General features: G+C 63.0%; 7 protein-coding genes and 2 pseudogenes. 5 read left to right on the top strand and 4 right to left on the bottom strand.

Annotated features, from left to right (window positions below; translation table 11 throughout):
- Nucleotides 1–75: 75 nt before the first annotated feature.
- From aspS to RMO18_RS18345, 3 genes are all read right to left on the bottom strand, one after another.
- Complete coding sequence (gene aspS / locus RMO18_RS18355) at nucleotides 76–2,085, bottom strand: aspartate--tRNA ligase (protein ID WP_309667877.1); 2,010 nt, start codon at nucleotides 2,083–2,085, stop codon at nucleotides 76–78.
- Between the two features lie 148 nt (nucleotides 2,086–2,233).
- Nucleotides 2,234–2,845 (bottom strand): aminotransferase class IV, encoded by a 612-nt coding sequence (locus RMO18_RS18350; RefSeq protein ID WP_405054108.1) that lies wholly within the window; start codon nucleotides 2,843–2,845, stop codon nucleotides 2,234–2,236.
- Nucleotides 2,806–3,942, bottom strand: a complete 1,137-nt coding sequence (locus RMO18_RS18345; protein WP_309667874.1) for an aminodeoxychorismate synthase component I — start codon at nucleotides 3,940–3,942, stop codon at nucleotides 2,806–2,808. Before RMO18_RS18345 ends, RMO18_RS18350 begins: the two co-directional genes overlap by 40 nt.
- Before the next feature lie 257 nt (nucleotides 3,943–4,199).
- Between RMO18_RS18345 and RMO18_RS18340 the strand changes: the two genes are divergently transcribed.
- The 5 genes and pseudogenes from RMO18_RS18340 to RMO18_RS18320 all read left to right on the top strand — a co-directional run.
- Nucleotides 4,200–5,756 (top strand): amino acid permease, encoded by a 1,557-nt coding sequence (locus RMO18_RS18340; RefSeq protein WP_309667873.1) that lies wholly within the window; start codon nucleotides 4,200–4,202, stop codon nucleotides 5,754–5,756.
- Nucleotides 5,757–5,924: 168 nt separating this feature from the next.
- Nucleotides 5,925–6,707 (top strand): DUF3500 domain-containing protein, encoded by a 783-nt coding sequence (locus RMO18_RS18335; RefSeq protein ID WP_309667872.1) that lies wholly within the window; start codon nucleotides 5,925–5,927, stop codon nucleotides 6,705–6,707.
- A 155-nt stretch (nucleotides 6,708–6,862) separates the two neighbouring features.
- On the top strand, nucleotides 6,863–7,129 hold the full coding sequence (locus RMO18_RS18330) for a hypothetical protein (protein ID WP_309667870.1): 267 nt from the start codon (nucleotides 6,863–6,865) through the stop codon (nucleotides 7,127–7,129).
- A gap of 56 nt (nucleotides 7,130–7,185) precedes the next feature.
- Nucleotides 7,186–7,536, top strand: a complete 351-nt coding sequence (locus RMO18_RS18325) for a DUF3147 family protein (RefSeq protein ID WP_309667868.1) — start codon at nucleotides 7,186–7,188, stop codon at nucleotides 7,534–7,536.
- Between the two features lie 74 nt (nucleotides 7,537–7,610).
- A pseudogene (locus tag RMO18_RS18320) lies at nucleotides 7,611–8,543 on the top strand (carbamoyl phosphate synthase large subunit); the annotation flags it as partial.
- A 50-nt stretch (nucleotides 8,544–8,593) separates the two neighbouring features.
- On the opposite strand, the pseudogene RMO18_RS18315 reads toward RMO18_RS18320, so the two are convergent.
- A pseudogene (locus RMO18_RS18315) lies at nucleotides 8,594–8,854 on the bottom strand (hypothetical protein); the annotation flags it as partial.
- Between the last annotated feature and the right edge of the window lie 79 nt (nucleotides 8,855–8,933).

The raw sequence follows: 8,933 nt of genomic DNA, 5'->3' as shown, positions 1-8,933 counted from the left end.
CGCGCCCCGCCCGCTCCACCATCCCGGACATCCGGGTCAGATAGTGGCGAAAGACGGGAACCGAGGCGTGATACATCAGCTGTCCTTCGCCACCACGCGCAGGTTCAACTCGCGCAGCTGCTTCGACGTCGCCTCCGATGGCGCGTTCATCAGCATGTCTTCCGCCCGCTGGTTCATCGGGAACATGATCACCTCGCGGATGTTAGGCTCATCGGCCAGCAGCATCACGATCCGGTCGATCCCCGCCGCACAACCGCCGTGAGGCGGCGCGCCGTATTTGAACGCCTTGACCATCCCGCCAAAGCGCTTGTCCACCTCGGAGTTCGGGTATCCGGCCAGTTCAAAGGCCTTGTACATGATCTCCGGCTTGTGGTTGCGGATGCCGCCCGAGATGAGCTCATAGCCGTTGCAGGCAAGGTCGTACTGGTAGGCATAGACGTTGAGCGGGTCACCGTTCAGCGCCTCAAGCCCACCTTGCGGCATCGAAAAGGGGTTGTGGCTGAAATCAATCGCGCCCTCGTCGGTTTTCTCATACATCGGGAAATCGACGATCCAGGCGAACTTGAAGCAGTTCTGTTCGGTCAGCCCCAACTCCCGCCCGATTTCGTTGCGCGCCCGCCCGGCGATGGCCTCGAACGTCTCCGGCTTGCCGCCAAGGAAGAACGCGGCGTCACCCATTTCAAGGCGGAGTTGATTTCGAATTGCCTCAGTCAACTCAGGGCCGATATTCTTCGCTAGCGGGCCAGCAGCCTCGACGTGTCCCATGTAAATCTTGAACCGGGCTTCACCTTCTGAGAGTCTGCCTGTCAGGAAGAGCCTTGATACTTCTTCAACTACCGAATCCGACGGAATGAATGAACAGCCGCTTCTTCTCCGGTAATCGTCCAACCACGCCTCGTATGCTTCCCTGCCCGTCTGCCAGGCAGTCGCCATCTTCTCTGCGAACCGGTTGAGCTCCTCTTCTGGCAGCACACGCATGCCTTCTTTCGCGCGCCAGAAGATATAGCCCATCCCCGGCAGCCCTTCCTTCTGGGCAAACGCGTTCATCCGGTCGCAGAATTTCCGCCCCACGGGTTCGCCCGACGGCCCCTTCGGTGCGGGAATGGCGCGGACCTCATTACCGTCTTGCTCCAGCAGCTTGGCGAAGATCGCAAACCCCGACCCCGCGAAATGCTCGCTCACGTCCTGCATCCGGATCGGGTTGCGCAGGTCGGGCTTGTCGCTGCCGTACCACTTCAGGCTGTCGCGGTAGGCGATCTTGGTCCAGTCCGAATAGACCTTCTTGCCTGGCGCGAACTCTTCGAAAATCCCCTGCACCACCGGCTGCACAGCGGCAAAGACATCCTCCTGCTCCACAAAACTCATCTCGATATCAAGCTGGTAGAAATCGGTGGGCGAGCGGTCCGCCCTCGGGTCTTCATCCCGGAAGCAGGGCGCGATCTGGAAATAGCGGTCAAACCCCGCCACCATGATCAGCTGCTTGAACTGCTGCGGCGCCTGCGGCAGGGCGTAGAACTTGCCCGGATGCAGGCGGCTTGGCACCAGAAAATCCCGCGCGCCTTCGGGGCTGGAAGCGGTGATGATCGGCGTCTGGAACTCGGTGAACCCCTGATCCCACATCCGGTTGCGGATACTGCGCACCACGTTCGAGCGCAGCATCATGTTGGCATGCAGCTTTTCCCGCCGCAGGTCGAGGAAACGGTAGGTCAGCCGCGTCTCCTCGGGGTATTCCAGATCGCCGAACACCGGCATCGGCAGCTCTTCCGACGCGCCCAGCACCGTCACGCCAACAGCATAAACCTCGATCTCGCCCGTCGGCAGCTTGGGGTTCACCAACGACGCGTCACGCCCTTTGACCCGGCCGTCGATCCGCACCACCCATTCGGCGCGCACCTTGTTCAGGTCGGCAAAGGCCGGGCTGTCGCTGTCGGCAATTACCTGGGTGATCCCGTAATGGTCGCGCAGGTCGATGAACAGCACACCGCCATGATCGCGCACCCGGTGCACCCAGCCCGACAGCCGGACCTCCTGATCCACATGGGCGCGGTTCAGGTCGGCGCAGGTATGGCTACGGTAGGCGTGCATTCTTGGTCCCCTTCCGAGGGCTTTGACAGTATCGCGCCGATACACCCCGCCCGGCAGGCCAAGTCAAGCCCGGCTCCCATTCATCTGTCGCTAAATATCCCCGCCGGAGGCTCCCTGTGGCGGGGACAGAAGCCTCCGGCGGGGATATTTAGAGACAGATGAAACCGGGGATCAGGCCCCGCAGCGCATTGCCGACCCAAAGCCGCACCCGCGGCAGGTCTTCGGCCATCAGCACCTCTTCGGGGCAGGCGATCTCGGCGCGCAACACGCCAGGCAACACGCCGCAGGACAAGGGCGGGGTACGCATGCCCTGTCCCCGATCAAAGAACAGTGTGGTGATGGTACCGTCACAAACCTCGCCGCGTTCGTTGGCAAAGACGACTTCATCCAATCCTTGGGGCAAAGCCGCGCGCGCCGCGTCATAGGCGGCGCGCCGGGTCGATTTGACAGTCAGCCAAGGGTCGCCCGACGCCAGCCGCGCCGATGCCAGTCCGACGCGCCACTGTGCCTTTGCCGCAGGCAATGGTGCAACCTCGACCACCACATCGCCCGCGGCCCCCAGCGTCAGCCGCACCCGCGCCGGGCCGTCGGGGCGCACATCCGCCAGATCCGGCGCAGATGCAGCCCAGCCCAGCGCGTCTGCCCCACGCCCCAGCCGCGCCATATGCAGGGCCCTGCGCGGAAACCCCGCGCCATCCCAGAGCATCGTCTCGATCAGCCTTACGCCCGAACGGCCGCCTTCACGAAGCGCGCTTTCCACAACGCCTCCTCCCATTCCCCTTGCGCGGTGGACCCATGCACCACACCGCCGCCGACATTCATCACGATCTGCCGCCCACTGACCGACAGGGTCCGGATCGCGACCGAGAAATCCGCCTCCCCCTCGGGCGACATCCAGCCAATCGCACCGCAATACACTCCGCGCGCCGCCGGCTCCACCGCGCGGATGATTTCCATCGCGCGGATTTTCGGTGCACCGGTGACCGACCCGCAGGGAAACAGGGCCGCCATCAGCGCGGGCAGGCTTGGCGGCTCCGCCAGCTCGCCTTCGATGGTCGAGGTCATCTGATGCACGGTCGAATACGTCTCCATCGCGAACAGGGCGGGCACCTTCACGGTTCCGACCTTTGCCAGCCGCGAGATATCGTTGCGCAGCAGGTCGACGATCATCAGGTTTTCGGCCCGGTCCTTGACCGAAGCATGCAGCGCCGCCGCGATGGCGGCATCGCGTGCAGGGTCTGCATCGCGGGGGGCGGTGCCCTTCATCGGGCGGGTCACGATCCGTCCGCCAGGCTCCAGCCGGAAGAACAGCTCCGGAGAGCGTGACACAAGAACCGGTCCCATCCCCAGATCGACAAACGCCCCGTGCCCAACCGGCCCCGTCCGCCGGAACGCCCCATAAAGGCCAAGCGGCGTGCCCGAAACCAGCTGCGCCACCATCGGAAAGGTCAGGTTCACCTGATAGCAATCGCCCGAAGCGATCCAGGCCAGCACCTTTGCCACCGCCGCATCATAAGCCGCTCGCGTGATCGCCGGCTCCGGTGCCGACATGCGCGTGTCGCGGCCTTCGGTTGCCGCCCGCTCCAGCACCGGCCCCGCGGGTTGTGGCCCGGCAAAGGCCCCGAACGCCACCAGCGGGCCCGACCTGCGGCGCGGCATCAGCGGTGCCAGACGCGGTTCCAGCGCATAGCCCGCCTCATAGGCCACGTAGCCCGCGATCCAGTGACCCTTGCGGCGCAACGCCTCGGTTCGGGCGAAGGCGCGGGCCACGTCGGCGGGACGCTGCGCCACCACTACGGCCTGCGCGTGGTCAAACAACGCAGGCGCGCCACCGGGTCCATGTTCGCACAAAATCACGCGCCGCTTCCTTTGCCTGCCGATTGCCGTTGCTGCAACCTAAGCGGATTTGTCCGCCCATCCAGACAATTCCGGCCCGCTTCAACAGCGATTTGCGACGGTCGCGCACAAAATTCATCGCCACAACACCCCACAGTTGCGCAAATGAAGATGTCGCTTGCACCATATGTGGATTCTGGTTTGATAGGGCATGGTAGCGAGGAGTGACACTCGCTGCCCAACAATCAGAAGAATTGCCAACAGAAACGAGGGAACACATGTCATCCGACTATTCAGACAAGGACAAACATGAGGATGTAAAAATCCTGCATGGCATGGGCTATGCCCAGGAACTGTCGCGCTCGATGTCGAAGTTTTCGAACTTCGCGATTTCATTTTCGATCATCTGCATCCTGTCCGGGGGGATCAACTCCTTCGCGCAGGCCATCTCGTCGGTGGGCGGCGCTGGTGCCGGCATCGGCTGGATCGTGGGCTGCATTCTGTCAGGCATGTTCGCACTGGCCATGGCGCAGATTGCCTCCGCCTTCCCAACCGCAGGGGGGCTTTATCACTGGGCGTCCATCCTTGGAAACCGCTTCTGGGGCTGGCTGACCGCCTGGCTCAACCTGCTGGGCCTGATCACCGTGCTCGGCGCCATCAACATCGGCACGGCGTATTTTTTCGCGGGGACCTTTGGCGGCATGTTCGGCTTTACCGGCACCGACATGCAGGTCGTGACCTTCGTCGCCGCGATCACCATCGTGCAGGCGCTGTTCAACCATCTTGGCATCAAGATCACCACGCTGCTGACCGACATCTCGGGATACATCATCTTTTTGACCACCGCCGTGCTGGTGCTGGCCTGCCTGTACTTCGCCCCGGCGATTGATATCTCGCGGCTCTGGACCTTCACCAACTACTCGGGCGAAGCGGGCGGCAACGTCTTCCCGCAGTCTGACAACATTTCCTACCTGTTCCTCCTCTGCCTGCTGCTGCCGGTCTACACGATCACCGGCTACGACGCCTCGGCCCACACGTCCGAGGAAACCAAGAACGCCGCAATGTCGGTGCCAAAGGGCATCATCACCGCCGTGTTCTGGTCGTCGCTGATCGGCTGGATCATGATCTGCGCCATCACGCTGGCGATCCCGGACATGGCCACTGCCGCCGGTCAAGGCTGGGGCATGTTCTTTGCCACGATGGATGCCGTCCTGCCCGCCGGGCTCAAGGTCGCGATCTACGTTGGCATCCTGATTGCACAGTTCCTGTGCGGCCTTGCTACCGTCACCTCGGCCAGCCGCATGCTGTTTGCGTTCTCGCGCGATGATGGCATGCCGGTTGCGTCCAAGGCGCTGGCCTCGGTGTCGCCAAAATACCGCACGCCGGTGAACGCGATCTGGACATCGACGGTGCTGGCGATCCTCTATGTGGTGCTGGCCATGTCGATCAAGGTGGCAGGCACCTCGATCTACGTCATCGTGGTGAACTCCACGCTGGTCTTCCTGTTCCTCAGCTTCACCGTGCCGCTGGTGGCCGGACTGTTCGCTTATGGCACCGCCAAATGGCCGAACCCCGGCCCGTGGGCAATGTCGGTCGGCGTCTACAAGCTGGTCACCGTGCTTGCCGTCGTCGGCATGGGCGTGATCCTGTTCATCGCTGTGGCCCCGCCGAACGAGCGTGTTCTTTGGGTGGTGCTGGGCTTCATCGCCCTGGCGCTGATCCTCTGGGTGACGGTTGAAAACCGCCGCTTCGAAGGCCCGCCAACCGGCGAACGCATCGCTGCCCGCAAGGCAGTGATCGCCGCGGCCGAGGCTGCGGTTGGCGAAAAGGGCTGACATTACTACTGAAAACGCAAAGGGCCGGGGGAAACCCCGGCCCTTTCCATTTGCATCCGGGCGCCAGGCAAATGTCGCCACCACACGCCAAGATTTCACCGACGGAAACCCTTTCGCCCAGCGTTATGCCATGGTGCCTACACGGCCGTGCATCAAAAAGGTCACCGAATGAATCGCAGCAAAGCCATTGGATCTGCGGCTGCGGCCATCGTTGCAATCGGTGCCGGACACGCCGCCTTTTCGCAACTCACTGGCGGCGCTGGCGACATGTCGCGCCTGCCCAGCACCAACATCAACCTTGGCGCCACGCCCGTTCCTGACACCTCGGCCACCTGTGGCACCGATCCCGGCCCCGCCCGTCTGATCTGCCTGATTGATCTGTTGAAATCAGGCGTCTCCGCCGAAGTCCTCGCGAACCTGCAACTCGACTACAGCGTCGCCGCGGCCAGGAAGTGGAGCAACCTGCCCGCAGGCGGCTATCCCGACCGGCCCGGCGCCCTGCTGGGCGAGTTTACCGAAGACCAGCGCGGACTGGTCAAAGCCATCTTGCAAGAGGCCACCGGCATCGCCGCCCACGAAGGCTATGATGAGCTGGAAGAGGTGCTGAACGCCGACGCAATCCCCACGACACACGACGGCATCAGCGTGGCCGATCTGTCGCCAGACCAGCAGGCCCTCGTCCTCGCCGCGATCGAGACCTACGCGGGCGACATCAGCGGCGGTGAAGCCGCAACCATCATGGCCAAATACACCGCCGAACTGCCACAGACCTCTATCGGCTTTTCGGGCACGACGGCCCTGGATACCGAGAACGATTATGTCCGCATTGACGGCCCCTCACTCTGGCTGGAGTTTTCGATGCAGTCGAACAAATCCACCGGCGCTGCGGGCAATCACCCCCATTCGGTCTGGCGCGACAAGATCAGCGATTACGGCGGCAACACCGAATGATCCGCGCCCTCGCGGCCACCTCTGTTCCGGGGGTCACAATGGCCCTCGCACCTGCCAGCGCACCCCCCCCCTGCCCGGCACCATGATGACCTTTACGCGTGATGCAGACAGCCTTGATCTGACCCTCACCCCCGCCGGTCAGTCCGCCCTTGCGGATGCAGATCATCGCCGCCCACCTCCATCTCGGCGTGCGTGACGATGCCGGCACTGACGCCTTGCTTACCGTCGATCTGACCGCACCTCTGGCAACCGATCAGACCCTGTTCCCTGTTACGCTCAGCTATGATGCGATCATTCATAAGGTGCGCAGTCACCGCGCCACGGTGGCGGTGCAAGATCAGGCCGCGGGCGTCAGACCGTTGGGCGAAATCGGGTTTGACCGGTCATTGCGCAAAGCCACCCCCCTCATTCTGATCTGGTAGCTATCGCCGCCCGGTTGGGCCACAATCGCGGTGCACGGCTGACAGGGGATCGGGACATGGGCTATCTGTTGTTGAAGGCTGCCATCTCTGGCGTGCTGATCGCCCTCGCCTCCGAAGTTGCGCGCCGCAATGCCGGTCTGGGCGCTTTGATCGTCTCGCTGCCCCTCGTCTCGGTTCTGTCGATGATCTGGCTATGGCGCGACACCCATGATCCGGCACGTATGGCCGATCATGTGGGTGCCACGCTGTGGTACATCGTCCCCTCGATTCCGATGTTCCTGTTGATCCCGATGCTGTTGCGCGCGGGCTACGGCTTCTGGCTCTCGCTCGGCCTTGGCTTGGCCCTGACAATTCTGCTCTATCTGCTGATGCTTTGGGTGGCCGCGCGCTGGGGCATCCGGATTTAGGCGCTTTCGCCCCTTGCGCCCCGGCACGCGCTGACTATAACCCGCGAAGTTTTGCGCAATAGGTGGGGGCTGACATGCCGAAGCGGACCGATATCAAGTCGATCATGATCATCGGCGCGGGTCCCATCGTCATCGGGCAGGCGTGCGAGTTTGACTACTCCGGTGCGCAAGCCTGCAAGGCCCTGCGCGAGGAAGGCTACCGGGTCATTCTGGTAAACTCCAACCCCGCCACCATCATGACCGACCCCGGCCTCGCCGACGCCACCTATATCGAGCCGATCACGCCGGAAGTCGTCGCCAAGATCATCGAAAAGGAACGCCCTGACGCGCTGCTGCCAACGATGGGCGGGCAGACCGGGCTGAACACTTCGCTGGCGCTGGCCGACATGGGCGTGCTGGAGAAATTCGGCGTGGAACTGATCGGCGCCAAGCGCGAAGCCATTGAGATGGCCGAAGACCGCAAGCTGTTCCGTGAGGCAATGGACCGCATCGGTCTGGAAAACCCCAAGGCCACGATCATCGCCGCCCCGAAACTGCCATCCGGCAAGTACGACATCGCCGCTGGCGTGGCCGAAGCGATTGCCGCCATCGAATACGTCGGCCTGCCCGCGATCATCCGCCCCGCCTTCACCCTCGGCGGCACCGGCGGCCGCGTGGCCTACAACCGTGATGATTACGAGGCCATCGTCAAATCCGGGTTGGAGGCGTCACCCGTGGCGCAGGTTCTGGTGGACGAGTCGCTGCTCGGCTGGAAAGAATTCGAGATGGAGGTGGTCCGCGACAGCGCTGACAACGCCATTATCGTCTGCGCCATCGAAAACGTCGATCCGATGGGCGTCCATACCGGCGACAGCATCACCGTCGCCCCGGCCCTGACGCTGACCGACAAGGAATACCAGATCATGCGCAACGGCTCCATCGCCGTCCTGCGCGAGATCGGGGTGGAAACCGGCGGCTCCAACGTGCAATGGGCGATCAACCCCGCCGATGGCCGCATGGCGGCGATCTTGGCGATGGGGAAGCCGGTGGCTTTCGACGCCAGGGCCGAGGAGCGCGAGACGCGCGGGTTCATCTCGATGACGATCATGCGGCCGTCATCGGGGTTGATGGCGAACTGCACGTTGGAGCCGCCGGTCTCGACGCCGATCTCGCGGAGCACCGCGATCGAGGCGTCGCGCATGATCTGGTATTCCTTGTCGGTTAGCGTTTGCGCCGGCGCCACGGTGATCGAATCGCCGGTATGCACGCCCATCGGGTCGAGATTTTCGATGGAACAGATGATGATGCAGTTGTCGTTTTTGTCGCGCACTACTTCCATTTCGAATTCTTTCCACCCGATCACCGATTCTTCGATCAACAATTCATGTGTGGGCGATACATCCAGTCCGCGTTCGCAG

The organism is Tabrizicola sp., from assembly GCF_031377265.1.
Lineage (GTDB): Bacteria > Pseudomonadota > Alphaproteobacteria > Rhodobacterales > Rhodobacteraceae > JAUYQR01.
The sequence above is the reverse complement of the archived record's forward strand: the minus strand, read 5'-3'. Positions and strand labels throughout refer to the sequence as shown.